The sequence below is a fragment of the Amycolatopsis sp. FBCC-B4732 genome (assembly GCF_023008405.1).
In the GTDB taxonomy this organism is placed as follows: Bacteria; Actinomycetota; Actinomycetes; order Mycobacteriales; family Pseudonocardiaceae; genus Amycolatopsis; species Amycolatopsis pretoriensis_A.
Genome location: NZ_CP095376.1, coordinates 6,090,628 through 6,117,263, shown reverse-complemented (window position 1 = coordinate 6,117,263; position 26,636 = coordinate 6,090,628). Strand labels below are relative to the sequence as shown.

General features: G+C 71.8%; 27 protein-coding genes and 1 pseudogene. 13 read left to right on the top strand and 15 right to left on the bottom strand.

The window, feature by feature from the left end:
- The first annotated feature begins 3 nt into the window (after positions 1 to 3).
- The 3 genes from frr to MUY14_RS26605 all read left to right on the top strand — a co-directional run bounded on the left by frr (position 4) and on the right by MUY14_RS26605 (position 3,221).
- The gene (frr, locus tag MUY14_RS26615; protein ID WP_247012964.1) at positions 4 to 561 is read left to right on the top strand and encodes a ribosome recycling factor; all 558 of its coding nucleotides are present in this window, start codon (positions 4 to 6) and stop codon (positions 559 to 561) included.
- Between the two features lie 395 nt (positions 562 to 956).
- On the top strand, positions 957 to 1,817 hold the full coding sequence (locus MUY14_RS26610) for a phosphatidate cytidylyltransferase (protein ID WP_247025246.1): 861 nt from the start codon (positions 957 to 959) through the stop codon (positions 1,815 to 1,817).
- A gap of 81 nt (positions 1,818 to 1,898) precedes the next feature.
- On the top strand, positions 1,899 to 3,221 hold the full coding sequence (locus MUY14_RS26605) for an MFS transporter (protein ID WP_247012962.1): 1,323 nt from the start codon (positions 1,899 to 1,901) through the stop codon (positions 3,219 to 3,221).
- Here MUY14_RS26605 and MUY14_RS26600 read toward each other — a convergent pair.
- Positions 3,209 to 4,054 carry a VOC family protein gene (locus MUY14_RS26600; protein ID WP_247012960.1) on the bottom strand — a complete coding sequence of 282 codons (846 nt, stop codon included), beginning with the start codon at positions 4,052 to 4,054 and terminating at the stop codon, positions 3,209 to 3,211. The genes MUY14_RS26605 and MUY14_RS26600 overlap by 13 nt on opposite strands.
- 113 nt (positions 4,055 to 4,167) lie before the next feature.
- On the opposite strand from MUY14_RS26600, the gene MUY14_RS26595 reads away from it, so the two are divergent.
- Positions 4,168 to 4,977 carry a class I SAM-dependent methyltransferase gene (locus MUY14_RS26595; RefSeq protein ID WP_247012957.1) on the top strand — a complete coding sequence of 270 codons (810 nt, stop codon included), beginning with the start codon at positions 4,168 to 4,170 and terminating at the stop codon, positions 4,975 to 4,977.
- On the opposite strand, the gene MUY14_RS26590 is transcribed toward MUY14_RS26595, so the two are convergent.
- Positions 4,917 to 5,537, bottom strand: a complete 621-nt coding sequence (locus MUY14_RS26590; protein WP_247012956.1) for a PadR family transcriptional regulator — start codon at positions 5,535 to 5,537, stop codon at positions 4,917 to 4,919. The two genes, MUY14_RS26595 and MUY14_RS26590, sit on opposite strands and share 61 nt — an antisense overlap.
- Positions 5,538 to 5,654: 117 nt before the next feature.
- On the opposite strand from MUY14_RS26590, the gene MUY14_RS26585 reads away from it, so the two are divergent.
- The gene (locus MUY14_RS26585) at positions 5,655 to 6,140 is read left to right on the top strand and encodes an Lrp/AsnC family transcriptional regulator (protein ID WP_247012954.1); all 486 of its coding nucleotides are present in this window, start codon (positions 5,655 to 5,657) and stop codon (positions 6,138 to 6,140) included.
- Positions 6,141 to 6,246: 106 nt separating this feature from the next.
- Positions 6,247 to 8,550 (top strand): transketolase-like TK C-terminal-containing protein, encoded by a 2,304-nt coding sequence (locus MUY14_RS26580; RefSeq protein ID WP_247012952.1) that lies wholly within the window; start codon positions 6,247 to 6,249, stop codon positions 8,548 to 8,550.
- Here MUY14_RS26580 and MUY14_RS26575 read toward each other — a convergent pair.
- Both MUY14_RS26575 and MUY14_RS26570 read right to left on the bottom strand, forming a co-directional pair.
- Complete coding sequence (locus MUY14_RS26575; RefSeq protein ID WP_247012950.1) at positions 8,547 to 9,143, bottom strand: hypothetical protein; 597 nt, start codon at positions 9,141 to 9,143, stop codon at positions 8,547 to 8,549. The genes MUY14_RS26580 and MUY14_RS26575 overlap by 4 nt on opposite strands.
- A gap of 81 nt (positions 9,144 to 9,224) precedes the next feature.
- The gene (locus tag MUY14_RS26570) at positions 9,225 to 10,157 is read right to left on the bottom strand and encodes a hypothetical protein (RefSeq protein ID WP_247012948.1); all 933 of its coding nucleotides are present in this window, start codon (positions 10,155 to 10,157) and stop codon (positions 9,225 to 9,227) included.
- 366 nt (positions 10,158 to 10,523) lie between these two features.
- On the opposite strand from MUY14_RS26570, the gene MUY14_RS26565 reads away from it, so the two are divergent.
- Positions 10,524 to 11,243, top strand: coding sequence for a BTAD domain-containing putative transcriptional regulator (locus MUY14_RS26565; RefSeq protein ID WP_247012946.1), 720 nt, complete (start codon positions 10,524 to 10,526; stop codon positions 11,241 to 11,243).
- A 9-nt stretch (positions 11,244 to 11,252) separates the two neighbouring features.
- Here the strand turns inward: MUY14_RS26565 and MUY14_RS26560 are convergent, their stop codons facing one another.
- Positions 11,253 to 12,836 (bottom strand): SMI1/KNR4 family protein, encoded by a 1,584-nt coding sequence (locus tag MUY14_RS26560; protein WP_247012944.1) that lies wholly within the window; start codon positions 12,834 to 12,836, stop codon positions 11,253 to 11,255.
- Positions 12,837 to 12,936: 100 nt separating this feature from the next.
- Here MUY14_RS26560 and rlmN point away from each other — a divergent pair, with 100 nt between their 5' ends.
- Both rlmN and MUY14_RS26550 read left to right on the top strand, forming a co-directional pair.
- The gene (gene rlmN, locus MUY14_RS26555) at positions 12,937 to 14,043 is read left to right on the top strand and encodes a 23S rRNA (adenine(2503)-C(2))-methyltransferase RlmN (protein ID WP_247012942.1); all 1,107 of its coding nucleotides are present in this window, start codon (positions 12,937 to 12,939) and stop codon (positions 14,041 to 14,043) included.
- Between the two features lie 35 nt (positions 14,044 to 14,078).
- On the top strand, positions 14,079 to 14,351 hold the full coding sequence (locus MUY14_RS26550; RefSeq protein ID WP_247025245.1) for a hypothetical protein: 273 nt from the start codon (positions 14,079 to 14,081) through the stop codon (positions 14,349 to 14,351).
- Positions 14,352 to 14,430: 79 nt separating this feature from the next.
- Here MUY14_RS26550 and MUY14_RS46990 read toward each other — a convergent pair whose 3' ends face one another.
- The 3 genes from MUY14_RS46990 to MUY14_RS26540 form a co-directional block, all read right to left on the bottom strand.
- Positions 14,431 to 14,562 (bottom strand): hypothetical protein, encoded by a 132-nt coding sequence (locus tag MUY14_RS46990; RefSeq protein WP_281506184.1) that lies wholly within the window; start codon positions 14,560 to 14,562, stop codon positions 14,431 to 14,433.
- A 332-nt stretch (positions 14,563 to 14,894) separates the two neighbouring features.
- The gene (locus tag MUY14_RS26545) at positions 14,895 to 15,974 is read right to left on the bottom strand and encodes a DUF3592 domain-containing protein (RefSeq protein ID WP_247012940.1); all 1,080 of its coding nucleotides are present in this window, start codon (positions 15,972 to 15,974) and stop codon (positions 14,895 to 14,897) included.
- A 94-nt stretch (positions 15,975 to 16,068) separates the two neighbouring features.
- A complete protein-coding gene (locus tag MUY14_RS26540) occupies positions 16,069 to 16,650 on the bottom strand; it encodes a hypothetical protein (protein ID WP_247012938.1) in 582 nt (193 codons plus the stop codon).
- Positions 16,651 to 16,948: 298 nt separating this feature from the next.
- Here MUY14_RS26540 and MUY14_RS26535 point away from each other — a divergent pair.
- From MUY14_RS26535 to MUY14_RS26525, 3 genes and pseudogenes are all read left to right on the top strand, one after another.
- Positions 16,949 to 17,405 (top strand): annotated as a pseudogene (locus tag MUY14_RS26535) (23S rRNA (adenine(2503)-C(2))-methyltransferase RlmN); the annotation flags it as partial.
- Between the two features lie 32 nt (positions 17,406 to 17,437).
- Entirely contained in the window at positions 17,438 to 17,704 is a 267-nt protein-coding gene (locus MUY14_RS26530; RefSeq protein WP_247025244.1) for a hypothetical protein, read from the top strand.
- Positions 17,705 to 17,828: 124 nt separating this feature from the next.
- The gene (locus tag MUY14_RS26525; protein WP_247012935.1) at positions 17,829 to 18,215 is read left to right on the top strand and encodes a hypothetical protein; all 387 of its coding nucleotides are present in this window, start codon (positions 17,829 to 17,831) and stop codon (positions 18,213 to 18,215) included.
- Between the two features lie 4 nt (positions 18,216 to 18,219).
- Here MUY14_RS26525 and MUY14_RS26520 read toward each other — a convergent pair whose 3' ends face one another.
- Genes MUY14_RS26520 through MUY14_RS26500 form a run of 5 tightly spaced genes read right to left on the bottom strand, consistent with a single transcriptional unit; the run spans position 18,220 to position 24,462 of the window.
- Positions 18,220 to 19,317, bottom strand: a complete 1,098-nt coding sequence (locus tag MUY14_RS26520; RefSeq protein ID WP_247012934.1) for an MAB_1171c family putative transporter — start codon at positions 19,315 to 19,317, stop codon at positions 18,220 to 18,222.
- On the bottom strand, positions 19,314 to 19,844 hold the full coding sequence (locus MUY14_RS26515; protein ID WP_247012931.1) for a hypothetical protein: 531 nt from the start codon (positions 19,842 to 19,844) through the stop codon (positions 19,314 to 19,316). Before MUY14_RS26515 ends, MUY14_RS26520 begins: the two co-directional genes overlap by 4 nt.
- Positions 19,845 to 19,904: 60 nt before the next feature.
- Positions 19,905 to 21,206 carry a hypothetical protein gene (locus MUY14_RS26510; protein ID WP_247012929.1) on the bottom strand — a complete coding sequence of 434 codons (1,302 nt, stop codon included), beginning with the start codon at positions 21,204 to 21,206 and terminating at the stop codon, positions 19,905 to 19,907.
- Positions 21,194 to 21,688, bottom strand: coding sequence for a hypothetical protein (locus MUY14_RS26505; protein WP_247012927.1), 495 nt, complete (start codon positions 21,686 to 21,688; stop codon positions 21,194 to 21,196). The genes MUY14_RS26510 and MUY14_RS26505 overlap by 13 nt, the downstream gene beginning before the upstream one ends.
- 23 nt (positions 21,689 to 21,711) lie before the next feature.
- Complete coding sequence (locus tag MUY14_RS26500) at positions 21,712 to 24,462, bottom strand: hypothetical protein (RefSeq protein ID WP_247012925.1); 2,751 nt, start codon at positions 24,460 to 24,462, stop codon at positions 21,712 to 21,714.
- A 217-nt stretch (positions 24,463 to 24,679) separates the two neighbouring features.
- Between MUY14_RS26500 and MUY14_RS26495 the strand changes: the two genes are divergently transcribed.
- Positions 24,680 to 25,798, top strand: coding sequence for an NAD(P)/FAD-dependent oxidoreductase (locus tag MUY14_RS26495; protein WP_247012923.1), 1,119 nt, complete (start codon positions 24,680 to 24,682; stop codon positions 25,796 to 25,798).
- On the opposite strand, the gene MUY14_RS26490 is transcribed toward MUY14_RS26495, so the two are convergent.
- Positions 25,795 to 25,953 carry a hypothetical protein gene (locus MUY14_RS26490; protein ID WP_247012921.1) on the bottom strand — a complete coding sequence of 53 codons (159 nt, stop codon included), beginning with the start codon at positions 25,951 to 25,953 and terminating at the stop codon, positions 25,795 to 25,797. The genes MUY14_RS26495 and MUY14_RS26490 overlap by 4 nt on opposite strands.
- A gap of 245 nt (positions 25,954 to 26,198) precedes the next feature.
- Complete coding sequence (locus MUY14_RS26485; protein WP_247012919.1) at positions 26,199 to 26,630, bottom strand: MerR family transcriptional regulator; 432 nt, start codon at positions 26,628 to 26,630, stop codon at positions 26,199 to 26,201.
- Positions 26,631 to 26,636 lie beyond the last annotated feature (6 nt).

The window sequence follows — 26,636 nt, the reverse complement described above, 5'->3', positions numbered from 1 at the left end:
GCCGTGATCGACGAGACCCTCCTCGACGCCGAGGAGAAGATGGAAAAAGCGGTGTCCGTCGCGAAGGACGACCTGACGTCGGTGCGCACCGGCCGGGCCACCCCGTCGATGTTCTCGCGCATCGTCGTCGAGTACTACGGCGCGCCGACCCCGCTGAACCAGCTGGCCAGCGTCAACGTGCCCGAGGCGCGGATGGCGCTGATCAAGCCCTACGACCAGACGCAGCTGGCCGCCATCGAGAAGGCGATCCGCGAGTCCGACCTCGGGGTCAACCCGAGCAACGACGGCAACGTGATCCGGATCGTCATCCCGCAGCTCACCGAGGAGCGGCGCAAGGAGATGGTGAAGGTCGCCAAGGGCAAGGGCGAGGACGCCCGGGTGACCATCCGCAGCATCCGCCGCAAGGCCAAGGAAGAGCTCGACCGCATCGGCAAGGACGGCGAAGCGGGCGAGGACGAGGTCGTGCGCGCGGAGAAGGAACTGCAGAACCTCACCGACACCTACTCGCACAAGGTCGACGAGCTGGTCAAGCACAAGGAAGCCGAGCTGCTCGAGGTCTGATGGCACAGGTGAGCGAGGAACGCGAGGACCGGGTGGACGCCACCGGAGAACACCCGGCGGCCGCGCCCGGGACGCCGGAGCCGGCGCAAGCCGGCACCCCGGCCACGCCGGAGTTCCCGGCCACGCCGGAGTTCCCGGGGGCCGGTACCGCGGCGGAGACGCCGGTCGTGCCCGAGACCTCGGGCACGAGCGCGACCTCGGGAACCGGAACGACCGCAGTGACCGGTGAAGCGGGCCGCGCGGCGGCCGGCGGAACCGCTGCGGGCTCGATCCCGGATGTCGAGGCGACCTCGGGCACCGGCGAAGCGAGCCGGTTGTCGGCTGCCGGGGCTGCTGAGGCGTCCTCGGGCACGGGCGAAGCGAGCCGGTTGTCGGCTGCCGGGGCTGCTGAGGCGATCTCGACACCGGGGACCACCGAAGCCGCGCCCGAAGCCAAGAAGGCGTCCAAGGCCGGGCGGAACCTGCCCGCGGCCATCGGGGTCGCGTTGCTGCTCGGGGCCGCGATCATCGTTTCCCTGCTCACCGTGCGCTTCCTCTTCATCGGGATCATCGCGATCGCGATCGCGGTCGGCACCTTCGAATTCGCCGGGGTGCTGCGCCGGGTCGCCGACACCAAGGTCGCGATGATCCCGGTGCTCGTCGGCGGGCAGGCGATGATCTGGCTCGCCTGGCCGTTCGGGCGGGAGGGCGCGCTCACGGCGTTCGTCCTGACCGTGCTCGCCTGCCTGCTGTGGCGCCTGCCCGGCGGCGCGAAGGGCTATCTGCGGGACATCAGCGCGTCGACGTTCGCCGCCGCCTACCTGCCGCTCTTCGGGGCGTTCGCGGCCATGCTCGTGCCGCCGTCGGACGGTGTCGGGCGCGTTCTCACCTTCCTCATCGGCGTCGTCGCCTCGGACACCGGGGGCTACATCGCCGGCGTGCTCGGCGGCAAGCACCCGATGGCGCCCACCATCAGCCCGAAGAAGACCTGGGAAGGCTTCGGCGGTTCGCTGGTCGGCGGGATCGTCGCCGGTGCCCTCACCCTGAGCCTGCTGCTGGACGGGCACGTCTGGCAGGGCGTCATCTTCGGCGTCGCCATCGTCCTCACCGCGACCCTGGGCGACCTCGTCGAGTCGCTGATCAAGCGCGACCTCGGCGTCAAGGACATGGGCACCCTGCTGCCGGGTCACGGCGGGATCATGGACCGCCTCGACTCGCTGCTGCCCTCGGCCGTCGTTTCCTGGCTGCTGCTGTCCGCGTTCGTCCCGCTGGGCTGACCTGCGGTGGGAGCCGCAAGCTCCCACCCGGGAGGCAACGGTTCGTGGACGGCCGAAGCTTCGGCGGGTTTCACTCGGGGCATGAGCACCGAAACCCGAGCCCCGGCGAAGCTCGCCCTGACCGCCGTCTGCCTGGGCTTCCTGATGATCACGCTCGACGCGACCATCGTGAACCTGGCCCTGCCCGCGATCGGCGCCGACTTCGGTGAGCCGTCGACGGCCGCGCTGCAGTGGGTGGTCGACGCCTACACCGTCACCCTTGCCGCGTTCCTGCTGACCTGGGGTGCCGCCGGGGACCGGTGGGGTTCACGACGCGTTTTCGAGGCGGGTGTCGCCGTCTTCGTCGTCGCCAGCGTCGGCTGCGCGCTCGCCGGGGACGCGGTCTGGCTGATCGCCGCGCGGGCCGTGCAGGGGGCCGGGGCCGCCGCGCTGCTGCCGTCGTCGCTCGCCTTGATCGTCCACCAGTTCCCGGACGCGCGGGAGCGGGCCCGCGCGCTCGGCGTCTGGGGTGGCATGAGCGGGGCCGGGCTGGCCGCCGGGCCGGTGCTCGGCGGGCTCGCCGTCGGCCTCGCCGACTGGCGCCTGGTCTTCGCGGTCAACGTCCCGGTCGGGATCCTCGCCATCGTCCTGACGCGGCGGGCGGTCACCGAACCCCCGCGCCGGGAGACGCACCTCGACTTCGCCGGGCAGGTCGCCGGCACGGTGTCGCTGGCCGCGTTCGTCGCCGGGTTCATCGAAGCCGGGCACGCGGGGTGGGGCGCGCCCGCCACCCTCGCGCTGCTCGCCGGGGGCGTGGTGGCCGGCGCGGTGTTCGTGGCCGTGGAGCAGCGCGTCGCGGAACCCGTGCTGCCGCTGGGCATCCTGAGGATCCGGGACTTCGCGGTGGCCACGGGCATCGGCGGCCTGTTCAACTTCTGCCTCTACGGCACCCTTTTCAGCCTGGCGCTGTACCTGCAACGCGCCTGGTCGCTCGGGGCGCTCGCCGCCGGGCTCGCGCTGGTGCCGCTGACGGCGGTGGTCGGGCTCAACGCCTTCTTCAGCGGACGCCTCACCGGACGCTCCGGCCCGCGTACGCCGATGGTCGCGGGCGCGCTGGCCGGGCTCGTCGGCGCGGCCGGCTTCGCGCTGCTGCCCGCGGATCGCGCGCTGGTGGCGTTCGCCGTGGTCTCGGTCGTCTTCGGCTGCTGTTCGCTGGCGATGCCCGCGATGACGTCGCTGGCGATGAACGCCTTGCCGGGGCAGGCCGGGCTGGCCGCGGGCGTGCTCAACGCGTCGCGCCAGACCGGGGGAGCGATCGGGGTCGCGCTCGTCGGCGCGCTGGCCCCGGCCGCCGGGATGTGGCTGGTGGCGGCCGGGTACGCGCTGGTCGCGGGGCTGGCGTTCGCCGCGCGTCAGTCGTCGTAGGGGTCGTCGACCTCGGCGCGGCCCCACTCCTCGGAGACGCGCGAGTGGTCGATCACGGCGAACACCGCGCCCTCGGGGTCGGCGAGGATCGCCATCCGGCCGAACGGGGTGTCGTACGGCTGGATCACGACGGTGCCGCCGTGCATCAGCGCCTCGCCCGCCACCGCGTCGGCGCCGCGCGCCGGGTCGATGTCGAAGTAGACGAGCCAGTGCGGCGGGGTGTCGAGGCTGTACTCCGACCCCATCACGTACCGGTACAGCACCGGCTGGTGCTCGATGAGCCATTCGACGTAGTCGAGGGTCTCGCCGTCGCCGATCTGGTGGCTGCCGTAGGTGAAGAGCTTGGTGTAGAAGTGATCCGCCGCGGCGCCGTCGTGGGTGTTGAGGTCCGCGCCGCTGAAGGTGTTGGGGATCCCGGTGACGAACTCCCAGTCCGGCGGCACCTCCCAGAACACGACCGGCGCGCCGCTCGTGTCGTAGGCGTGCAGGATCGTGCCGCGCTGCGGGATCGGCATCGGGCCGAGCGTCAGCCGCCCGCCGAGGTGCTCGACCCACTCCGCCGCGCTGGCGGTGTGCGGCACGGACAGGTGCGGCATCCAGCCGAGCGGTGCCCCCTGCGCGGCGCGGTAGAGACCGCCGACCGGGAGGGTGTTCAGCGTCGCGATGGCGTACCGGCCGTCGGACGTCGCCGGATCGCGTTGAGTGGTGTACTCCCAGCCGAAGAGGGCACCGTAGAATTGTTCCGCCACGGCCTGCTCGCGGCAGGCCAGCTCGATCCAGCACGGGATTCCGGCCGGGACCGGGGACGGGGTACTGGACGGGTCGACTGCCATGGGTGCTCCTCCCGATACCCACCGGATTCTAGGCGTGATCCGTGAGGTTTCCGCCAAGAATTCGCCACCGGGCGAGCACTGGACGGCGACGAGGACCCGGAAGGAGCAGCGGGGTGCGGTGGTCGTCGCGGCGCGCGGAGGTCGTGCCGAGCCCCAACATCTGGTACTACCAGGCCGATTACGAGCGGGAGAACCGCGCGCAGGACAGCGGCGGCGAGATCTGGCGCGTGCTGCGCGAGGAGTGCGACTGGACCGGCCGGGACGTGCTGGACGTCGGCTGCGGGGACGGTTTCCACTTGCCGGTCTTCGCCCGCGACGCGCGCTCGGTGCTCGGTGTGGAGCCGCACGAGCCGTTGGTGCGAAGCGCGCTGAAGCGCGTCGAGGGACTGTCGAACGTGGACGTCCGGATGGGCCGGGCCCAGCGGCTGCCGGTCCGCAGCGCGAGCGTCGACGTCGTGCACGCGCGCACGGCGTACTTCTTCGGGCCGGGGTGCGAGCCGGGGCTGGCGGAGGCCGACCGGGTCCTGCGGCCGGGCGGGAAGATCCTGATCGTCGACCTCGACGTCACCAGTGAGCCCTACGGCGGCTGGATGCGCGCCGACCTACCGCACTACGACCCGGCCGCGGTGGAACGGTTCTTCGCCCGCGCCGGGTTCGGCTGCCGCCGCGTCGCCACCGACTGGCGGTTCGCGACGGCGGCCGACCTCGAAGCCGTGCTGAAGATCGAGTTCAGCAAGCCCGTCGCCGAACAGGCGATCACGGAGTCCTTGCAGCGTAACGGGAATCGCGGCGAAGACCTGACGCTGCCGGTGGGCTACCGCGTTCACGCGCGGCGCAAGCCCACCGGCCTCGTCCTGCCAGGTCACTCGGCTGCTTCTTCGGGAGCCGAGGACTCGTCCTCGTCTTCGCCCAAGATGCCGTAGAGCGAGCGCCGGGCGTCGTTGAGCACCTCGGCCGCGCGGGCCTGCTGGCTCTCGGTGCCCGCGCGCATGATCTGCACGACCGCGGCGGCCAGGTTCTTGCCCGCCTTCGCGAGCCCGACCTCGGTCGGGTCGACGTCCTGCGCGATGTGCTCCCACGGCGGGGTGCTGTCCTGCTCTTCCGCGGCGGTGCGGCCGGCGTCGGTCAGCTCGAAGAGCTTCTTGCCGTGCTCGTCCTTGCTGACGACCAGGCCTTCGTCGGCCAGCAGCTGCAGCGTCGGGTAGACCGAGCCGGGGCTCGGGCGCCAGAAGCCGCCGGAGCGCTCGCCGATCTCGCGGATGATCTCGTAGCCGTGCCGGGGCTGCTCGGCGAGCAGCGCCAGGATCGCGGCGCGGACGTCACCGCGGCGGCTGCGCCGTCCGCCGTGACCCCGCCGGCCCGGTCCGTGGCCACGGCCGCGTCCACCGGGGCCGAAACCCGGGGGGAACTCGCCGAAACCACCGAAGGGCCCGAAAGGGGTGCGCCCACGCTCGTGGGCGAAGGGGTGTCGTTGCCTACGCATGTCTGTGTTCCTTTCTCGAACTGTTGCGACTGCTTCACGATATATCGGAAACGGTCGGATGACAACCTGCTGGAGGTGAGCCCGGTCACGGCCGCGTCCGGGTGGGAAGATCGGGCCGTGCCCGACACCATCGACGAGATCGACGCGCGGCTGCTCCAGGCGCTGGGGGAGGACCCCCGGTCCACGGCGGTCGCGCTGGCCGAGCGGCTGGGACTGTCGCGCAACACGGTGCAGGCCCGGCTCGCGCGGCTGGAGCAGCGCGGCGCGCTCCGGTCGTTCGAACGCCGCATCGACCCCGCGCGGCTGGGCTACCCGCTGCGGGCGTTCGTCAACGCGCAGGTCGACCAGCGGCGCCTCGCCGAGATCGCCGAAGCCCTCGCCGAAATCCCCGAGGTCACCGAGGTGTGCGGGCTGACCGGGGCGAGCGACCTGATGGTGCAGGTCGTCGCCGTCGACGCGGACGACCTCTATCGGATCGCCGGGCGGATCCTGGCCTCGCCCGGGGTCGAGCGGACGAACATCTCGCTCGTCATGCGCGAGCTCGTCCCGTACCGCCTGACGCCCCTGCTGGAGCGCGTGCATTCTGCGCACCCGGAGGCCTGAGCCGTCCGGTTCCGGTGTGCATTCTGCGCAGCCGGATCGGCATCGGTTGTGCGAAGCGTCCACCAGTGCTGTTCTGGGGGTGCTTCCTGCACGAAAGGTGTCGACGATGACCCAGCCCTCCGCGACCGTTCCGGCGACGGGCACGCTCGCCGCGATCGAACGGCGGGTGCTGTGGCTCGCCACGGCGATCGTGCACCAGGCCAACCGCGTCCGGCCGAACCCGTCGGGGCTGAAGGTCGGCGGGCACCAGGCGTCGTGCGCGTCGCTGGTGTCGATCATGACGTCACTGTGGTTCCGGCACCTGCGCCCCGAGGACCGCGTCTCGGTCAAGCCGCACGCGTCGCCGGTGCTCCACGCGATCAACTACCTGCTCGGCGAGCTGGACGAGGACTACCTGCCGACGCTGCGCGAGTTCGGCGGCCTGCAGAGCTACCCGAGCCGCGCCAAGGACCCCGACGCGATCGACTACTCGACCGGCTCGGTCGGCATCGGCGCGACCGCCCCGATCTGGGGCGCGCTGGCCCGTCGCTACCTGACGACCCGGGGCGGCGCCGCGGGAACCGGCCGCCAGTACTCGCTGGTCGGCGACGCCGAGCTCGACGAAGGCGCGATCTGGGAGGCCATCCTCGACCCGGGCGTCGCCGAGCTGGGCGAGATCGTCTGGATCGTCGACCTCAACCGCCAGTCGCTCGACCGCGTCGTCCCGAACATCGCGGCCGGGCCGCTGCAGGGCATGTTCGACGCCGCCGGCTGGCAGGTGCTGACGCTGAAGTACGGGCGGCTGCTGGAAGAGCTGTTCACCCGGCCCGGCGGCGCGCAGCTGCGCGCGCGGATCGACGACATGCCGAACCCGGAGTACCAGCGGCTGCTGCGCTGCGACGCCGCCCAGGTGCGCGACCGGCTGCCCGCGGGGAACGCCGCGTTGGCCGAGCTGGTCGCCTCGCTCGACGACGAGACGCTGCTGGCCGCGATCCGCAACCTCGGCGGCCACGACCTCGGCTCGCTCGACGACGCCTTCGCGTCCATTTCGGACAGCCGGCCGACGGTGATCTTCTGCTACACCGTGAAAGGCCGCGGTCTCCCGACCCAGGGGCACCCGCAAAACCACTCTTCGCTGCTGACCGCCGCGCAGATGGAAGAGCTGGCATCGTCGCTCGGGACGGACCTCGCTTCGCCCTGGGAGGGCTTCGCGGCTGAAACGGCCGAAGCCGCGTTGTGCGCCGAGGTTGCTTCGCGCCTTCGCCGTCCCGACGTTCCTTCGCTGCCTTCGCTGGAGCTACCCACCGACATCGGGCGCACGCCGTCCGGGACCGCGACGACGCAGGCGGCGCTGGGCCGCGTTCTGCTGGACCTGACGCGCGAAGCGCCCGAAGCGGCGAAGCGCGTTGTGACGGTCAGCCCGGACGTCAGCTCGACGACCAACCTCGGCGGCTGGGTCAACAAGGTCGGCGTCTGGTCGGCCACCGAGCGCCGCGACTGGTTCGACGACGACCCCGAAACGATCATGCACTGGCGGGAAAAGCCGACCGGGCAGCACGTCGAGCTGGGCATCGCCGAGACGAACCTGGTCGGCCTGCTGGGCGAACTCGGTGCCACCTGGAGCCGCTGGGGCGAGCCGCTGCTGCCCATCGGCGTCATGTACGACCCGTTCGTCGAGCGCGCGCTGGAGCCGTGGTCGTTCGGCATCTACGCGGGCGGGCAGTCGATCCTGATCGGTACGCCGTCCGGCGTCACGCTCGCTCCGGAAGGCGGCGCGCACCAGTCGATCACCACGCCGTCGATCGGCATCGAGCAGCCCGGCTGCGTCAGCTACGAACCGGCGTTCGCGATCGACACCGAGTGGACGCTGCTGGCTGCGCTCGGCCGGCTCGGCAAGCCGGGCGGCACGTCGTCGTACTTCCGGCTCTCGACCCGCCCGGTCGACCAGACGCTGGCCGCGGTGCCGGCCGACCCGGCGGCGCGCGAACGCCGTCGCCGCCAGGTCGTGGCGGGCGCGTACCTGCTGCGGCGGGCTTCGGCGCCTTCGGTCACCCTCGCGGCGATGGGCGCGCTGGTGCCGGACACCCTGGCGGCGGCCGAGCGGCTGGCCCAGGTCGGCGTCGAGGCCGACGTCGTCTGCGTGACCAGTCCGGGCCTGCTGTTCGAGGCGCTCCAGGCGCGGTCGGGCCGGGGCGCCGGCGAGTCGTGGATCCTCGACCAGGTCTTCCCGGCCGCGCGGGCGAAGCCACTGGTCACCGTCCTCGACGGCCACCCGCACACGCTGGCGTTCCTCGCCGGGATCAACCGGGTGCCGTCGGTCTCGCTGGGTGTCACGGGCTTCGGCCAGTCGGGCTCGCTCGAGGACGTCTACCGGTACCACGGCATCGACACCGACGCGATCATCCGGGCCGCGCTGGACGTGACCGCCTAGGCGAAGGTGGCGCCGGTCAGCAGTGCGTCCATCTTGGCGTCCCAGCCGGGGAAGGACCCGTACTCGACGACCAGGATCTTGCTCGTCGGCAGCCACCACATGCGGACCTGGTTGTTCTGCGTCGCGTCTTCACAGGTGACCTGCCAGCGGCCGTACTCGGCCTTCTTGGTGCCGATCGGGGCGAAGCCGGAGTCGAGCAGCGTGCTGCCGGTGGCCACCGCGGCCTGCCCGGGCGGCGACGCGGGCGTGATGCACGTCGGCACGTCCGTGCCGGTGTACCAGCCGAAGGGCCGTTTCGCGCTCGGGAGGTTGATCGGCGCGTTGGGGTCCGAAGTCAGTTCGCGCAGGTCCAGCATCCGCGCTTCGCAGACCGTGGTGCCTTCGGCGATGCAGCCGTCGAGGAGACCGTCCTGGCTGTGCTCGGTGAAGGTCGCGCCCGGCGGCAGCGTCACGCGCATCGTCCCGACGGTCACCTGCGGCCCCGCGGCCGCCGTCACCGTCGGCACGGGCTGGGCCTGCCCCGCGGTCGATGTGCTGCAGGCCGCGGTGCTCAAGACCACCGCGAGGACCAGGACGCAGTGCCGGAAGGACACGGGCTCACCTCTTTCGTCGGACCCTCGGACGCCCGGGCGGCCCGTCCGGTTTCACCGTAAAGGCCGCCCGTGCGCCGGGGATCAGGCGGCTGCCGTCGCGGTGAGCGAGACGTAGCCGGCCTTCAGCTGTGCGAACGCTTCGATGGCGAACGCGGTCAGCTGGTCGACCGTCGTGGCGTTCTGCAGCAGCATCCGCGTCAGCTCCAGCCGGACCGGGGAGAGCCCCGGCTTCTCCGAGTAGACGAGGCTCACGGTGTTGCCGCCCGCCACCTTCACGTCGACCTGGATGTCCTGGTAGACCCCGGTGAGCTTCGAGGTGATCTTGGCCAGGAGCTGCTGGACGCCGACCGACACGGTCAGGGCCGCGATGATGGTCACGATCGCCTTCGTGTCCACGGAGATCGACGGCGGCGTCGACCACGCGCCGCCGCTGTAGAGCCGGACCGCCGAGTCCTCCTCGGTGAGGTCGATCTCCACCGCGTCGGACCGCGCGCTGCTGAACATCGTGCTGGTGGCGATGTCCTGCTCGAACCAGACCTGCACGCACTCCACCGGGGTCAGCACGTCCGTGCCCGGGACGATGGCGTCCGCGGCGACGTAGATCGGACTGGTCGACGGGTTGCCGTGGATGTCGGTCGAGAACGCGCACAGGCCGGGGTGGATCGTGCCGTAGTCGTTGACCAGCGTGATGCCGGTCGCCGAGCCGCCCGACGAGGCGTCGCCGAGCACGCCGGCGCTGTCGAGCACCGCCTGGTCGCCGAGGCCGATCGGGACCTGGTTCGTCGAGACCCGCACCCCGACGGAGTCCTTGAATTCGTTGCTGCCGAAGAGCTCGTACAGCGGCTGCCAGGTGAAGGTGTTGTCGCCCAGGTACTTGGCGGCCGACTGCCACACGACGTTGTAGGTGTCGTTCACCTTCTTCGCGAAGCACAGCCGGTAGCCGTTGTGCTTCAGGGTCTCCAGGTCCTCCGCGGCGATCTGGATGTCGACGCTCTTGAGCTGTCCGTCCGTCATGGTTTCCGCTCCTCGGTTCGTGCGGGCCGGTGCGGCCCTCGGGACAGACCTTCCGGGGCCGCCGTCGCGCGGGCGTCGGTCCCGCGTGCCGCACGCCGTCGGGCGTCACACGATGGGCTAGACCAGAGCGGACCAGTCCCGTTGGGCCATTGGCGATCCGGGCGCCCGGCGGCCGGGGTGTCCGGCGACGCGCCGTCGCGGCAGCTCCCGTCCGGGTGACCGGTCAAGCCCGCGCACGGCTGAGTGGCGATCGCGCGGGAGCCGTGGTCCCGACGCGGCGTGAGGAAGCGGGGAGACGCCCGGGAGACACCGCCGGTGCCATGCTCGGAGACCGGCGAACGGCGTCGACGGAGACGAGGGGACGCGATGGACGAGGGCGACAGATCCCGCGTGGACTTGGTGCTGCTGGGCCGGTTCGAGCTGCTGGACGGCGGCGAGCGGGTCGCGCTGCCCCGGGCGGCGCAGCGCCTGCTGGCGTTCCTGGCGGTGCGCGACGGCGCCGCGGTGAACCGCAACGCGGCGGCCGAGCAGCTGTGGCCGGAGAGCCGCCGCCAGCGCGCGGCGGCGAACCTGCGTCAGGCGCTGTGGCACGTCCGGCGCTCCACGGCCACCCCGGTCGTCGAGACCCCGGTCGACCACCTGCGGCTGTCCCCGGCCCTCCCGGTCGACTTCCGCGGCGCCCTCGAAGCGGCCCACCACGTCGTCGCGGCTTCGGCCCGCCCGGCGCCCGAGGGGCTCGTCGGCGCCCTGTCCCGCGACCTGCTGCCCGACTGGACCGAGGAGTGGCTCACCGCGGAACGGCAGCGCTGGGAGCAGGTCCGCCTGCACGCACTGGAGGCGATCGCCCAGCGCCTGATCACGGCCGGCGCGCACCTGGCCGCGCTGGAGGCGGCGTTCACGGCGATCGGCATCGACCCGGTCCGGGAAAGCGCTCACCGCACGGTGATCGCGGCCCACCTGGCCCAGGGCAACGGCGGCTCGGCACTGCGGCACTACCAGCACTACCGGGCGCTGCTGCATCGCGAGCTGGGCGTGCGCCCGTCCCCGCACATGACGAGGCTGGTCGCGGCGCACGGGGTGCCGTGAAGCACCCCGTCAGGGCAGCACGGCCGAGAACCCGGTCACCGGGCCCGCCTGGTCACCGCCGAACGCGGTCCGCAGCTCGGCCATTTCCGGCAGCGTCGTCCGCCCGGAGACGAACAGCGCCGCGAGGCGGGGCAGCGGGCGGCCGAGGTCGAGCAGCCGGCGGACCTGCCCGGCGTCGAGCCGCAGCACGCGCAGGGCGGTGAGGCCGGCGACCTGGCCGAGGTCCGGCACCGCCGATCCGGCGAGGTCCAGCCTCGTCAGCCGGGGCAGCGTGCGCAGCACCCCCAGGTCGAGCGGCTCCCGGACGCCTTCGAGCTGCAGGTCCCACAACGCCGGGTGCGCGGCGAGCCCGGCGAGGCCGACGCTCCCGGCCTCGATCTGCAGCGACTCCAGCGCGCCGAGCCCGCCGATCGACGCGGTGACGGCGGCGGCGCGGTTGACGCTCAGCCGCCGCAGCGACGGCAGCGGGTCGAACACGGCCAGGTCGACGTCGCCGGCGTCGTTCAGGTAGACCTCTTGCACCAGCTCCCGGCCGGGCAGGCCGGCCACCACCGACGGCAGGTCCAGTGCGGCCGCCTTCGAGATCACCTCGTTGTAGGACCGCTCGGCGGCGTCGCGGAGATCCGTCTCCGCGAAGAGGTACTGCTCGCCCGGGTCTTCGTAGCGCCCGGCCCGCAGGGCGGTCACGACCTCGGTCAGCATGGCGGTGATCGACGTCGCGACGTAGCGCAGCGGGCCGTAGATGTCGCGGCCGTACTCGAGGACCTGGCCGGCGTGCCCCCGCGCGGCGGGGTCGACGTCCACCGCGACGTAGTTCATCGCCCGGTCCCCGCCGAAGGTGATCCACCAGTCGTTGCGCGACAGGCGTTTCACCGCGCCGAAGGGCACGGTCTCGAACACGACGCCGTCGTCGTCCAGCGCGTCTTCCCAGCCGTAGGAACCGGGTGCGCCGTCGAGGTAGGTGTCGACGACGCGGTCCAGCGGGTCGTGGGAGTAGGGCCCGAGCAGGCCGGTCTCCCACGGATCGCCGTCCGCCACCAGGTACAGCGCGCGGAGGTCCTCGGGCAGCCGGACGCCCATGCGCGCCTCGGCGTCGGCCAGTTCCGCTTCGGTCTTGCCCGCGGGCCACCGGGGCGCCGTGCCCTTGATGCGGGTGTACGCCGCCGCGTACTCGCCGGTGAGCCTGAGGATCTCGGCGCGCACCAAGGGATCCGTCGGCACGCCGGTCGGTTCGGCGCCCGCGGGCCGCGGGCGCCCCGGCAAGGGGTGCCCGGGGTAGCGGAAGCCCGGATCGAAGACGAGTTGCCCGGGCGAGACGGCGGTGAGGTCCGGCCGGGCGGTGAAGCGGTACGCCCCCGAGACGTCGAGCCGGACCTCCAGCACCGCGGGCGGGCGCTCGAACAGCCGCTCCGCGATCGGCCCGTAGTCGACGCGAAGGCCGTCCCGCGTGTCACTCCACGCCGTGCACGAGACGGACCCGCCGGTGTGCCGCAGCTGGAGCGTGGCGTGCGCCCACGCGGTGCCGGCGCCCGCGCGCAGGGCTTCGGCCATGGACGCGGCGATGGCGGCGTAGTCGCTTTCCCCCGGATTCACCCCGCGAGGCTACCGAGCCCCCGACCTGGGTGTGACCCGGCGGACACCCGGCCGGGGCGGGCCGGGCGCGGGTTTCGGGGCGTGGGACACTTGACCGGTTATGACTGCCCTCCCGCTCGTTTTCGACGCCCCCAAGCGCGGCCTCCCGCCGCGCCACCTCGCCGACCTCACGCTCGCCGAACGCGCGGCCGCCGTCGCCGAGCTGGGGGAGAAGCCGTTCCGGGCGAAGCAGCTGTCGAACCACTACTTCTCCCGCCTGACCGTCGACCCGGCGGAGATGACCGACATCCCGGCGGCCTCGCGGGACCGGCTGGTCTCGGATCTGATGCCGACGCTGCTGACCGAGGTTCGTGCGCTGGAGGCCGACAGGGGCGCGACGCGCAAGACGCTGTGGCGAGCCCACGACGGCACGCTCCTGGAGAGCGTCCTGATGCGCTACCCGGACCGCGCGACGCTGTGCATCTCGAGCCAGGCGGGCTGCGGCATGGCGTGCCCGTTCTGCGCGACCGGCCAGGGCGGCCTCGACCGCAACCTGTCGACGGCGGAGATCGTGGACCAGGTCCGCTCCGCGGCGGCGGTCATGCGCGACGGCACGATGCCCGGTGGCCCGGGGCGGCTGTCGAACATCGTCTTCATGGGCATGGGCGAGCCCCTGGCCAACTACAAGCGCGTGGTCGCGGCCGTCCGGCGGATCACGGACCCGGCTCCGGGCGGGCTGGGGATCGGTCAGCGGTCGGTGACGGTGTCGACGGTGGGGCTGGCGCCGGCGATCCGGAAGCTGGCGGACGAGAAGATGCAGGTGCGGCTGGCGGTGTCGCTGCACACTCCGGATGATGAGCTGCGTGACACGCTGGTGCCGGTGAACGAGCGCTGGTCGGTCGACGAGGTGCTCTCCGCCGCCCGGTACTACGCGGACACGTCGGGGCGTCGAGTCTCGATCGAGTACGCGCTGATCCGGGACATCAACGACCAGCCGTGGCGGGCGGAGCTGCTCGCGAAGCGGCTGCGCAAGCACCTGGGTCAGCTGGTGCACGTCAACGTGATTCCGCTGAACCCGACGCCGGGCAGTAAGTGGGACGCGTCGCCGAAGCCGGTGGAGCGGGAGTTCGTGCGGCTGGTCAACGCCGGCGGAGTAGCGTGCACGGTGCGGGACACCCGCGGCCAGGACATCGCGGCTGCCTGTGGTCAGCTGGCAGCTGAAGGCTGAGATCTGTTGGTGTCGATGATGGAGTGTTTGTCGTGATGTATGCCCCCAGCCTGTTGGATCCGGCTGCGGAGGAGCTGCGGCTCGCGGACGTCGTCGGCCGCGGAGCCACCGAGGTGGCTCGTGAAGCGCGGACCCTGTTGGGTGAGCGGTTCAGCTCGGTGACGTTCATGTATGTGTTGATGCGCGCGTTCGAGGTGGAGTACAACGCGGCGCGGGACGCCTCCCGCTGGCACGAGTTCCACGGTGGGCCGCGGGCGCTGTCGGATGCCGACCTGGAGAAGCTGCTCGCTCCGTGGCTTGATCGCTGATCGAGCTGCTGAGGTGTGCGCCCGCGACCTCGTCGGCTCGAACCCTTGACAGTTGGACATCAGCCGGTAGCTGAACGTGTTAGCTGCCGCGGTTCGTTCCGCCGCCTGCGACGTGGTCGCGCAGGAGCATCGTGACCGCGAGATGCAGCGGCATGACTGCGACCACGCCGTAGGTGATGGCGAGCGAGCGCCAGGTGGCACGGCTCGTCATCAAGTGGCCTTCGAAGTCGACATGAGCACTAGATCGCCTCGGTCGGCCGCGCGGTTACCCGTGCTGCGGTACGCAGGGACGATCTGCTGGCGAGGCGTCTCAAGGCGGGTCGGCTGCCGCCGCGCGGGAGCGCGCGGGCGGGGATAACTCGTACACGACCAGGCCGGCGAACAAGCTCCGGCGGCCACCAGCAGGAGCAGCGCGATGGCCGGCGCGCGCCGGCCGTGCACCGGCAGCCTGGCGATCTGGGCGGCCGGATCCGGCGGTGCCCCGTCCGGTGCGGTTTCGTCCTCGCCCGGCTGCCAAGCCGCGTCTTCCCCCATCGGCCCGGATTATGCGGACGGAAGCCGCCGCCGCGGGGATAACGCGCGCGCCGGGACGGCGAGCGCCTGCTTCCGCAGCGGCGCGTCCGGGAACAGCACGACCATGGCCCGGCCCCAGCCGCCGACCCATGCCTCGCGATTGCGCCGGCCCTGGAAACCGGTGGCGCCGTGCGTCGAGGCGACGGCCCGCAGCACCATGCGGGAGTCGTCGCCGTATCGGACGTGGAGGTCCGGCAGGTGCCGTCCTTTGCGGACCGGGTAGTCGGGCACGACACGCACCTCGGCGACGCGCCAGCCGGTGTGCCGGACGGCGCGGTACCGCCGCCACCAGCCCGCGGCGGCCACCAGCGACCAGGGCATCGCAACGCAGGCGAGCAGCATCGGCACCACGAGGATCCCCAGGAGGCCCTGGTCGGCGTTGGGTTCCTCCACCGTCCGGACGTGCGCCGGGTCGACCCGGTCGTACACCACCGTCACCGCGTCGCCGACCACGTACGCGCGTTCGGTGTCCCGGACGATCTCCGCGGTCCGGGACACGCCGCCGGCCGGGTAGCGCACCCGCATCGACGGGGCGCCGCTGCCGTGCCTCGTGTTGTGGACGCTCACCACCTCGCCCGCGGTGCGGGCCCCCGTCGCCAGGAGGTGCTCGGCCGCGTCGTCCACCAGCGTGAGCCCGGTGGTCGCGGCGGCCAGCACACCGACCCAGAGCAGCGCGATCCCTGCCGTCCGCACGCCCAGGCCGCGCAGCCGGCGGGTTTCGGCCGCGAAGCGCTCCTCGTCGTCGAGCGGCACCACCGGCGGGAGCCAGCTGCCGGTGCCCATCCGCGTGAGCACGTCGCCGGTCCGGCGGTCGCCGGTGCGGATCCGGAAGACGGCGAAGCCGGCCAGCGCCCCGGAACCGGCGAGCACGCCGAAATCGGCGGCGAGCTCACCGTCGTCGAGGCCGTAACCCGGGTCGAGGACCGAGTAGGCGGTGCCGATCACGAAGACCACGAACACCAGCACCCCCACCGCACCGGCGACCACCCAGGCCGCTCCGCGCCGCGTGAGCCGTCGCAGCACGGCCGCGTAGTCCCGTTCCGGATCCATCCGCCGAATGTAGGGCGGAAACCCTTGCGCCGGCGGGGTTCGGGAGGTATCCGACACGCGGGCAACCGAACGCGGCGCCCGCGCGTGCAAGCGGTCATGGCCCGACCGCGTCCGGCGGCGTCCAGCGGTGGGTCTCGGCCTTCGCCGCGAGCACGCGGGTCCGCGTCCACCACGGCGGCCGCGGCAGCACCAGCAGGACCATGGCCGACCCGTGGCCGCCGACGAGCGCGGGCAGGTCGGGCAGCTCGGACAACGCCCGGACGGACCACCTGCCATCGGCCATCCGCAGGTCGATCCGGCTGCCGTCGGCGAACTTCACGGCCACCACGGGCCCCCGCGGTGGCCGTGCGGGCCCCACGTGGCCGATCGTCGCGGTCGCCTCGCACCAGCCCGTCACGCGCACCGCGCGGTGGCGGCGCCGCCACCCCACCAAGGTGCCCGCGCAGCTCACGACACCGATCGCGCCGACGAGGAGGAGCACGGCGGCGGCCCCGGCGCTCGCGAGCCCCACCGGCGCGGCCACCAGTAGCATCGCGGCCGACAACACCACGAAGAACGCCGAGCGGTCGCTCTGCTCGCGCACCAGCCGGGTGTACTCCGGCACGCCCGCTGCCCGGGCCCCGCGCCGCGGCAGCGGCAGCGAGTCCGCGATCTTCCGTGGTCGCTCCAGTCCCATTCCCGGAATGTAGAACGGAAAGCCACGGTTCGGTGGGATTCGGGAGACAGCCGACACCCGGGCAACCGGACGTCGCGCCCGGGCGTGCAAGGGAGCATGGCTCCAGCTTCGTGCCGTCGGACGGGCGCCCGGCTTCGGCTCGAGTGACCTGACCGGGACCGTCACTTCGCGAGTGGTCGACGTCGGACAAGGTTGGCGCGGCTCCAGAGTGACGAGGAACATAAGTGAATGCACGGCGCTCTGACCTGCATAGACGTTAGTTCTGGCGCTTTGTGAAAGGGCAGGCATGGGCGAACCCCTGGGTCTCGCGCCGGCCATCCGTCGTCTCGCCGACGAGAAGATGCAAGTGCGGCTGGCGGTGTCGTTGCACACGCCGGACGACGAGCTGCGCGACACGCTGGTGCCGGTGAACGAGCGCTGGTCGGTGGACGAGGTGCTCTCGGCCGCCAAGGTACTACGCGGACACTTCCGGGCCCCGGGTGTCCATCGAGTACGCGTTGATCCGGGACATCAACGATCAGCCGTGGCGGGCGGAGCTGCTGGCGAAGCGGCTGCGCAAGCACCTGGGTCAGCTGGTCCACGTCAACGTCATCCCGCTGAACCCGACCCCGGGTTCGAAGTGGGACGCGTCGCCGAAGCCGGTGGAGCGGGAGTTCGTGCGGCTGGTCAACGCCGGCGGAGTAGCGTGCACGGTGCGGGACACCCGCGGCCAGGAGATCGCCGCCGCCTGTGGGCAGCTTGCTGCCGAAGGCTGAGTTTCCCTTTCAGTGATGGAGAGTTTGTCGTGATGTATGCCCCCAGCCTGCTCGACCCGGCTGCGGAGGAGCTTCGGCTCGCGGACTTCACCGGCGCCACGAACGTGGCCCGCGGCGCCCGGACGCTGCTGGGTGAGCGGTTCAGCTCGGTGACGTTCATGTACGTGCTGATGCGAGCGTTCGAGGTGGAGTACACGGCGGCGTGCGACGCGGCGCGCTGGCACGAGTTCCACGGCGGCCCGCGGGCGCTGTCGGACGCGGACCTGGAGAAGCTGCTCGCTCCGTGGCTCGACCGCTGACTTGATCCGGTAGCGGCGCGTGGAGGAGTTCCTCGAACACGCGCGACGAGCGTACGGAGACCTGCGGAAGCCGGACTACGGATTCTTTTCCGACGCACTGCGAGTGCGGCCCTGGGAACCCCTGGTGGATCGGCTGCGGCAGCTCCTGCTGGTGGAGGACTGGACCGACCGCGAGGACGACGTCAGCTTCTCGTACGTCCTGCAGGTCAGCCGGGATTCACCGGCGTGGTCGCTGTGGTTGTCGGCGGTGGGACCGTTCGCGCTGCTGGCCTGCACCGCCGCGGGCGCCGAGCTGGTCCGCTCCGATGTGGTCGTCGGTACCGGACCGGACATGCCTCCGGAAGGGGACCGCGTCCTCGCCCTGCTCCGTGAGGCCGGTGTTCGGCTGCTCAGCGCCGAAGAGGTCGAGACGACCGTGGACGGTTTCCGCGCGTGGAACGGGCGGGTCCTCGTGTCCTTGTTCTTCGTGCTGTTCGGCGAGACCGACGTGCCGTGGTGGCACGCTTCCTAGCCCGTCAGGCGGCAACCGTCCGCAGGGACTCCGAGAGCGCCACCAGTTCCCGGACGTCGTCGTCCAGGCCGCCGCCCTCGGGGACGGCGACCGGCATTCCCGAATCCGGGACCGGCTCGCGGCGGGCGTGGGCGTCCAGGGCCTCCGTGAGCCGCAACGCCAATGGCCCCTCGGACGGCCGGTGGGCAAGGTAAGGGCTGATCCGGACCAGACCATCGCGACACTCGATGACCCGCCGGTAGTACCGCCGGTGCACGCCCAGCACGCTCAGCGCGTCACGCCGGGGGCTCAACGGCTTCCGGCTCAGCGCGTCCTCCGGGAACGCCTCGTGCAGCCGGGTCCACAGTGGACCGAGACGGTGGTACGTGCGCAAGTGCTGCCACCACACGCGGGTCGCGGCCACGCGGGTGGTGACGCCGGGGTACGACAGGCCGATCACCAGCAGGATCGCGCTCGGGAAGACCAGGAAGACCGTCGCCTGCACCAGCAGCCACGGGATCGCCGCGCCCGCCCAGTGGACCAGCACGACCGCCACCAGTGTCGCGCCGCCCACCGCGCCGAACGCGAAGCCCACCGATGCCACCAGCAGGCCGCGGGCCAGGCGGGGGGCCGCGCCGCGGGCGTAGCGGCGGGCGAGGAAGCACGCGCTCGCGATGCCGTACGTCAGGTACAGGTCGGCCGCCAGGTAGAAGACCGAGACCCCGGCACGCGGGTACGTCGACGGCGGGCCGCTGGGCATCAGCACCGCGACGACCGCCATCACCAGGATCGCCGTGGCCAGCGGGACCGCCTCCCCCCAGGCCCGGCGCCGGGCGCGGTCGGCCGGCAGCGCCGAAAACAAGAAGAAGCACGCCAGTGAATAGACCAGCCCGCAGAGGAAGACGTGCTGGAACAGCAGCGGCACGATCGCGCCCGGGTCCGGTTGGTTCACGTCGCCGGCCAGCAGGCCGAACGGGAAGGACGCCGCGAAGCAGGCCAGGCACGCGGTGACCATCCAGCGCGCGACGTCCCGCGAGGCCCGGGTGAGCTGGTAGACCTTCCACAGCAGGGCGGGGTAGAGGAGCACGCCCTGGACGACGAGCAGCGCGATCTTGCTGTTCACAGCCACCCCAGCCGTTCGTCCAGCGCGTTCTCGATCCGCTGCGCCGTGCGCTCGTCCGACGACTCGGGCGCGACCTGGTCCAGCACGGACGCCCACTCCAGGATGATCGTCGCGACCGTCTCGGCTTCCCGCTCGTGGTCGGTGTCGTAGGACGTCCGCAGCAGCGCGCGCCGGACCGGCTCGGGCGTCAGGTCCGGGTACGGCCCGGGCGGAGTCAGCCCCGCGACCAGGCCGTCGTCCTCCGCGGTGGCGTGGTGACCGGCCAGCATGTGGCCCAGTTCGTGCAGGATGATGTGGCTCTGGTGGGCCTTGCTCGTGTCCCGCTGGTAGACGATGTAGTCGGCGCGCTCGGTGGCGATCCACGCGCCGAACGGGCCCGGCACCGGGATCCGGTGCGCGATCAGCCGGATCGGCCGCCCGCGCTGGTCCCCGACGCTCCGGCACAGCTCGACGACATCGAGCGGCGGCCGGATGCCCAGTTCCTTCAGCAACCGCCGGCAGCGGCGGCGCAGTTCGCGTTCCCTCACCCGTCACCTTGCCGTCGCCGTGCCCACCTGTCCGGTCCCTTACCGTAGACGACGCCGATCTCACACGTAGAGGCTGCGCGCGGCCGCGTCGGTCAGGCAGAGCGCGGGGATCGCGTGGTGGACGAACTTGAAATTGTTCACACGCAAGCGGCCGTCCGGCAGGTTTTCGTCGTACGACTGCTGCCACACGTCGTCGCCGTTGCGCTCGTCGAAGGGCAGGTACGCCACCGAGACCCGCTTGTCGGGTGACTCCGCCAGCCCGTTCTTCCCCCGTTTGAACGGGTTCGCCTTGCCGCCGGTCAGCGCGGTCGTCGTGGTCGGGAAGGAATGCGTGTAGAAACGCACGCTCTTGCCCTTGAAGGTGCTGCGCCCGCTCGTCAGCTTCGACCACCCGCCCGCGGCCGCGATCATCGGGTCGGCGAACCCCTCGGGCGGATCCAAGACGAAGAGTTCGTTGAACTCGTCGTTCATGAAGGTCTCGACCTTCGGGTCGCGCTTCGCCGCGGCCACGTTGTCGGTCAGGAACTTCGCGACCACGTTGCACCCGCTGCTGTTGGCGGAGATCGCGACGTGGGACAGGGTGTCGCCGTGGATCGGCAGGATGTCGCCCTGGATCGCGAGCAGGATCGTGCGCAGGGTCGCCGCCGAGTACAGCTGGTAGTCGCGCAGCTGGCGGGTGGCGGGGTCGAACTCGCGGGTGATCTGCGGGAGCACGAGTACGTACTGCTTGTTCGCGTGCCGCAGCTGGTAGGGAAAACCGAAGGACCCCTGCTGCGGCGAGAGGAACGGCATGTCGACCTTGACGCTGCCGTCGGATCCCGGCCGTGCGTTGTAGACCCACCAGCTCCAGATGTCGTAGTACAGCCAGTCGAACCCGAGCGGCCGGAAGTGGGTGAACAGGTGCGCCTTCTCGTCCTGGCCGGGAATGTGCTTGTAGTGCACCAGGAACGGCGGCGGTTTCGAAACGTCGAGGTCCATCGGAACGGCGACCGCGACGAACCGCGGCGGCCGCTCGTTGCCGTCGTAGGTGACGCTGTAGATCTTCACCGTGTAACCGGCCGGCGGCTGCCGGACGAACTCGAGGTCGAGGACGTCCCACTTCGCGAACGCCGACCTCCTGAAGAGCGACGGCTTCAGGAACGGCCAGGAGATCGGCTTCGTGACGTCCGGCAGCGGGAGGGGATCCCAGTTCCGGTTCCGGGCCAGAAAGGGTTTCTCGTCTTTCCGGTTCGCGGTCTGGAGCTTGCACGTGGTCACGTCGCGCAAGCACTGGGCGCTGGGCTCGACCGGCACCGCCAGGCCGTCGGGCGGGTTGCTCAGCGTCGTCCACGTCGTCGCCGTGACGTCCCTCAGGGTGAGCACGCCTGGACCTGCTGCCCGGTCTTCGGGTCGTACTCGACCTCGACGACCGCGACCTGGTCGGTCGGCAGGACCTCCACCCACTGGTCGAAGACCTCGTAGCCCTTCTCGCTCTCGGCCTTGAACCCCTTGTCGAGCGGGTCGAAGCCCTTCTCGTACACCATGTCCGGGCGCAGGTAGTTCAGCGTGACGCCGGGTTCGAGCTGCTCGGTGATCACCTCGGTGCCCGCTTCGTGCTTGGCCAGCACCGTGACGGCCACGTACCGCAGGACGTCGCGGATGGTCAGGTCGGCGGGGGCCAGGTCGCGGTAGCGGGTGACCAGCGCCGGGTCGGACCACGGGTAGGCGCGCAGCCCGGTGAGGATCCGGGTGCTCTCGCCGCCGGTGGCCGGCTGGTAGCGGTCGTCCAGGCCGTCGGCGCCCTCGATGCTCGGGTCGGACAGCCAGTTCAGCGCGGCGAGTTCCTTGCCCGGCCGGATCGGCACGACCGCCTTCACCCAGGGCGCGTTCAGGAACGCGTTGCGCTGGTGGTCGCCGTCGAGCTGCAGCAGCCACCCAGCGAGCTGCCGAGCCGGGCCGGCGCCGAGTCCTCGGTGATGAAGTAGTTGTCGCGCCGGCTCATGTCGCCCTCGTTGGCCCAGCCGACGGTGTGGTCGTCGAGACCGGTGGGGCTGTCGCGGACGAGGTGCTCGACGGCCGTCTCGAGCGACGGGTCCCGTACCGGGGTGCCGCCGGGCGTTTCGAGCCGCGGGTCGCCCAGCCGGTCGAGCTCCGGGGCGAACGTCGGGTGCGCCTCGTGCCGGCGGGGCCGCCACCACTCGGGCGCCACGAAGTACAGCATGGCCTCGACATCGAACATCGAGTTGATCAGCTCGGCGAGCTTGTGCAGCAGCTCCGGCTGGGTCGGCCGGGTGCCGTCGATCCGCATCAGCTGTTCGAGCAGCCGCCGGTACACGACCACGCGCTCCTCCTCGCGGAGCACGTCGTAGTCGCGGACCTGGATCTTGCTGGCCGCGGCCACCCGCTCCCGCGCCGCCGTCAGGTACGCCTCGCGCTGCTTCCGGTCCAGTTCGAGGTCCCGCTTCGCGGCGAGCAGCTGGTTCTGGTCGCTGACCTGCTTGCGCTTTTCGGCCGAGGCCCGGTAGGTGACCGGCACGGTGAACGCGAAGAGCTCGTTCCGCTCGCCGTGGGCGTTGTAGAGGAAGACCGACAGCGCGGGCTGCCGCGGGTCGGGCGTGCCTTCCGGCGCGTCCTGGGTCTTGCGGCCCAGCTTGAGCTTCACCGCCGCGGCCCCCGCCGTCCAGCGCACCTCGCCGACCTTCGCGGGCTCGAAGCCGTCCCGGGGGGTGAGCTCGACGTCGGCGATCCACCAGCCCGTCCCGGACCCGCCCACCGGCCGGATGTAGCCGTTGAAGGGGTAGCCGAACTGGACCGTGACGTCCTCGGTGTAGTCCTCGGGCATCGGCAGCTCGTTGGCCGGCGCCACCGCGGCCGCGTCCGGCGGTGCGGCGAGGTGGACCAGCTTGGCCAGCCCGAGCGCCGCACCCGGGTCGTCCACGAAGGACTGCCAGCACAGCTGGGTGCCGAGGTCCTGCACCTGCACCCCGACGCGGCGCATCTTGCGGCGCAGCTCGTAGTTGATCAGCTTGTCGGTGCCGTTCGCCAGGACGTAGCGGCGGCTCGAGGTGTCGGTGGTCTCGGTGACCGTGCGGAACGTGGTCTTGAAGCTGCGCTTGATCTCGGTGCTCAGCCGTTCGCTCTGCTGGCGCATCTGCTTGTGCGTTTGTTCGCGGGCCTGCTTCTGGGTGTCGCTCAGGTCCATCGTCGCGGTCTCGTTGGCGTCGCCCCAGACCCACCGCTGGTTGGCCGACACCGAAAAACCGAGCTTGGTGTTGCGCTCGTTCTCGTCCTTGACCGCGGTCGACACCTCGTCGTCGAGCTTGTTCTCGCTGGTCCGGCTCTGCGTGAGCTCCTGGCCCTCCTCCACCACGCGCTCCACCAGCGTGCGCCGGGTCTGCGACTCGATCAGCTCCAGCGAGCTGCCCGGGCTGAGCCAGACGTGCTGGACCGGCGGGCCGAGGAAGGTGTCGAACTCGAAGAAGTACTGGCGGAACAGGTGCACGATCCCGACCGGGGAGAGGCTGACGCGGTTGAGTGCCTCCGCGCGGCTCGCGGTCTCCAGCGGGTCGAGCATCCGCTGCAGCCCGCGGTACTGCGGGGTGTCGACCTCGCCTTCGCGGGGCGGGGAGAACAGGTCGGCGAGCGTCGGGACGAGGCTCTGCACGGCGAGGTAGTTCAGCAGCCCGGCGACCATGGACTCCTTGGCCGCCATGGCCTCCACCAGCGCCTGGCGCTTGGCCTGGTCGGTGGGCTCGACGACGGCGGCGCGGGTGAACAGCACCGGCGCCACCTCGTTCGCGAGGATCGGGTCCAGGCTCGCGCGGGACAGCAGGGGCAGCCAGGTCGCCGGGGCGCGCGGGTCCTTGTCCTTGACGCGCGCCTGGATCAGGTCCGCCAGCACCGAGGCGATCAGCGGGTTGTACGAGCCGGTGGCGGGTGCGTCGCCGGTCTTCAGCTCCAGTGTGTCGGTCGAGCCGGCTTCGGCGCCCTGGAGGTGGATGACGGGCGGCACGAACTTCGCCCGTGGTGTGATGACCTTGGACAGGGTGGCCAGCACGGCGTCGTCGACGCGCCGCAGCGCCTCGACGTACCGGGCCACCGTCCGCTGCGAGCGCCAGCCGAGCAGCGGCTGGATCAGGCCGAACGACTCGCTCGCGTACGGCAGCGCGCCGGCGAACTCGGCCAGCGGCCGCCCGGTGGTGACCCGGGCGCCGACGGCCGGCGCGGGCAGGGCCTGCGCGTTCGCGACCGGGCCGCCCGCGGTCACCGCGAACGGCAGCACGGTCCACGGCTTGCCGGCCCCGCTCGCCCCGACGAGGAACAGCTCCCGGTCCGCCTGGGCGGCCGGCGCGACGAAGGCGATCGTCTGGGCGGTCCCCGGCAACCCGACGACCTTCCCCGCGTACTGGCGGCTGCCCGCGGCGTCCTTCTCGAGGAAGGCCCCGCCGAGCGCGCCGATGTCCGGGTACCGGCGCGGGTCCTGGACGTCGACGGCGGCGGGCAGGGCGAGCGCGATCCGCTGGGTGAGCCCGAACTCCCCGAGCGACGACGCCTGCACGGTGTAGGTCCAGACGTGGTAGTACGCGGTGCCCCCGCTCGTCGCGGGGGTCCTGCCTGCGAAGGTCACGGTCAACGCCATGGTGTTCTCCCGATCGTCGGCCGTCATCGTCGCGCCGTCGCGGTGCCGGGGGAGGGGGCACGAGGACCGACCAAAGGGAGCAACCGGGCGTGCTTGGGGATGCCCTCGAGGGCAGTGCGGGTGCGTGCTGCCAGGCCCCTGCCAGGGCCGTGTGCGCCGGCTGCCAGCGGCTCCCGACAGTCTCTGGAACGTAATTCCAGAGACCGAAGGAGTCACCGTGCGCACCCCAGTCACCATCATCGGCGCCGGGCTCGGGGGACTCACCCTCGCCCGCGTGCTGCACGTCCACGGCATCGAAGCCACCGTCTACGAAGCCGAAGCTTCACCCATGGCGCGGATGCAGGGCGGCATGCTCGACATCCACGACTACAACGGCCGGCTCGCCGTCGAGGCCGCCGGGCTGACGACCGGGTTCCGCGGCCTCGTCCTCGAAGGCCGTCAGGCGATGCGCGTCCTCGACTCGACCGGGGCCGTCCTGTTCGAAAAGGGCGACGACGGCACCGGCGGCCGGCCCGAGGTGCAGCGGGGCGAGCTGCGGCAGCTGCTGCTGGACTCGCTGCCCGCCGGCACCGTCCACTGGGGACGGAAGGCAGCCGAGGTACGGGCCGGGAACGAAGTGGTCTTCACCGACGGCACCAGCGTCACGGCCACCCTGCTCGTCGGCGCGGACGGGGCCTGGTCGCGGGTCCGGCCGCTGCTCACCGCCGCCACGCCCGAGTACGCCGGCACTTCGTTCGTCGAGACCTACCTCTTCGACGCCGACACCCGGCACGCCGCCGTGGCGAAGGCGGTCGGGGGCGGGTCGATGTTCGTCGCCGGCCCCACACCGGGGCAGGGGATCAACGCGCACCGGGAAAGCGGGGACACCCTGCACGCCTACGTCGAGTTCGAGCGGCCGCTGGCGTGGTTCGACGCCGTCGACTTCGGCGATCCCGGCGCGGCCGCCGCCCGGCTCGCGGCGGAGTTCGACGGCTGGGCGCCCGAGCTCACCGCGCTGCTCACCGACGCCGATTCCGGACCGGTCCTGCGGCCGCACCACACCCTGCCGGTCGGGTTGCGGTGGGAGCGCGTACCCGGCGTCACCCTGGTCGGCGACGCCGCCCACCTCACCGCGCCGAACGGCGAAGGCGCCAACCTGGCCATGCTCGACGGCGCCGAGCTCGGCCAGGCCCTCGCCGCGCACCCCGTCGAAGAAGCGCTGGCGGTCTACGAGGAAGCCATGTTCACCCGGAGCGCGAACCCCGTCGACGAAGCCGTCGTCATGGAAAGCGTGTTCGGCGGCGAAATCCCGCCGCAGCTGCGCGCGCTGTTCGACGAGCTCAAGCCCGGGAACTAGCGCGACGGCGGCGGTCCGCCCGGGCCGCCGCCGTCGTCGCCGAAGACGTTGTCGCTGCTCAGGCTCACCTTCTGGAGGTTCGAGACGGAAGCCTCGAAGTGGATGTGCGGCCTCCGGCCGTCGTAGCAGGCGGGGAAGACACTGGTGTAGCGCACGCGGCCGCCGGCGTCGGCGAACCGCCCTTGGCCAGGTCGGCTCCAGCACGTCGGGCCCGTTGCGGGGGAGGAAGTCCCGCAGGCGGTCAGCGCCGCGCCCGCTGCGCCGAGACCCTGGTCGACGACCTCGTCACGCGGCCGGGGCAGCGGGTGGCCTTCGTAGGCGGGGCACCCTGCCGCCGGAAGGGTGCCCCGCCTTGTGCGGAAGCTGTTCGCTTGCCGTGAACCGTCCTCGTCGGGCGGTTTTACGGCTGCCCGGGTGCCCAGAGGCCGTCGGCGTCGCCCGCTTCCAGGCGGCCGCGGTACACGCCGATCTTGCGGTCGATCAGCTGCAGGTTCTCCTGCAGCTCGGCCAGCTTCGCCAGCACGTCGGCGCGGTGCTCCTCCAGCAGGGCCAGGCGTTCCTGCTCGTTGCCGCGGCCGGCCGAGACCAGGTCGGCGTAGCGGCGGATCGTCTTGATCGGCATGCCGGTGGCCCGGAGCTTCGTGCAGATCTTGATCCAGTCCAGGTCCAGTTTCCGGTAGCGGCGGCGGCCGCCGCTCGTGCGGTCGACCTTCGTGACCACCAGGCCCGCTCGTTCGTAGTAGCGCAGCGTGTGCGCGCTGACCCCGGTGCGGCGGGCCGCGTCCGCGATGGTCAGCCCCTCGGCGGGGATCGGCGGTTTGACTTCGAGCACGCTCTA

Coding starts and splice junctions, on each gene's coding strand:
- MUY14_RS26605 (WP_247012962.1), top strand. CDS start 1,899: ATGAGCACCGAAACCCGAGCCCCGGCGAAGCTCGCCCTGACCGCCGTC.
- MUY14_RS26600 (WP_247012960.1), bottom strand. CDS start 4,054: ATGGCAGTCGACCCGTCCAGTACCCCGTCCCCGGTCCCGGCCGGAATC.
- MUY14_RS26590 (WP_247012956.1), bottom strand. CDS start 5,537: ATGCGTAGGCAACGACACCCCTTCGCCCACGAGCGTGGGCGCACCCCT.
- MUY14_RS26580 (WP_247012952.1), top strand. CDS start 6,247: ATGACCCAGCCCTCCGCGACCGTTCCGGCGACGGGCACGCTCGCCGCG.
- MUY14_RS26570 (WP_247012948.1), bottom strand. CDS start 10,157: ATGACGGACGGACAGCTCAAGAGCGTCGACATCCAGATCGCCGCGGAG.
- MUY14_RS26565 (WP_247012946.1), top strand. CDS start 10,524: ATGGACGAGGGCGACAGATCCCGCGTGGACTTGGTGCTGCTGGGCCGG.
- rlmN (WP_247012942.1), top strand. CDS start 12,937: ATGACTGCCCTCCCGCTCGTTTTCGACGCCCCCAAGCGCGGCCTCCCG.
- MUY14_RS26550 (WP_247025245.1), top strand. CDS start 14,079: ATGTATGCCCCCAGCCTGTTGGATCCGGCTGCGGAGGAGCTGCGGCTC.
- MUY14_RS46990 (WP_281506184.1), bottom strand. CDS start 14,562: ATGACGAGCCGTGCCACCTGGCGCTCGCTCGCCATCACCTACGGCGTG.
- MUY14_RS26545 (WP_247012940.1), bottom strand. CDS start 15,974: ATGGATCCGGAACGGGACTACGCGGCCGTGCTGCGACGGCTCACGCGG.
- MUY14_RS26540 (WP_247012938.1), bottom strand. CDS start 16,650: ATGGGACTGGAGCGACCACGGAAGATCGCGGACTCGCTGCCGCTGCCG.
- MUY14_RS26530 (WP_247025244.1), top strand. CDS start 17,438: ATGTATGCCCCCAGCCTGCTCGACCCGGCTGCGGAGGAGCTTCGGCTC.
- MUY14_RS26500 (WP_247012925.1), bottom strand. CDS start 24,462: ATGGCGTTGACCGTGACCTTCGCAGGCAGGACCCCCGCGACGAGCGGG.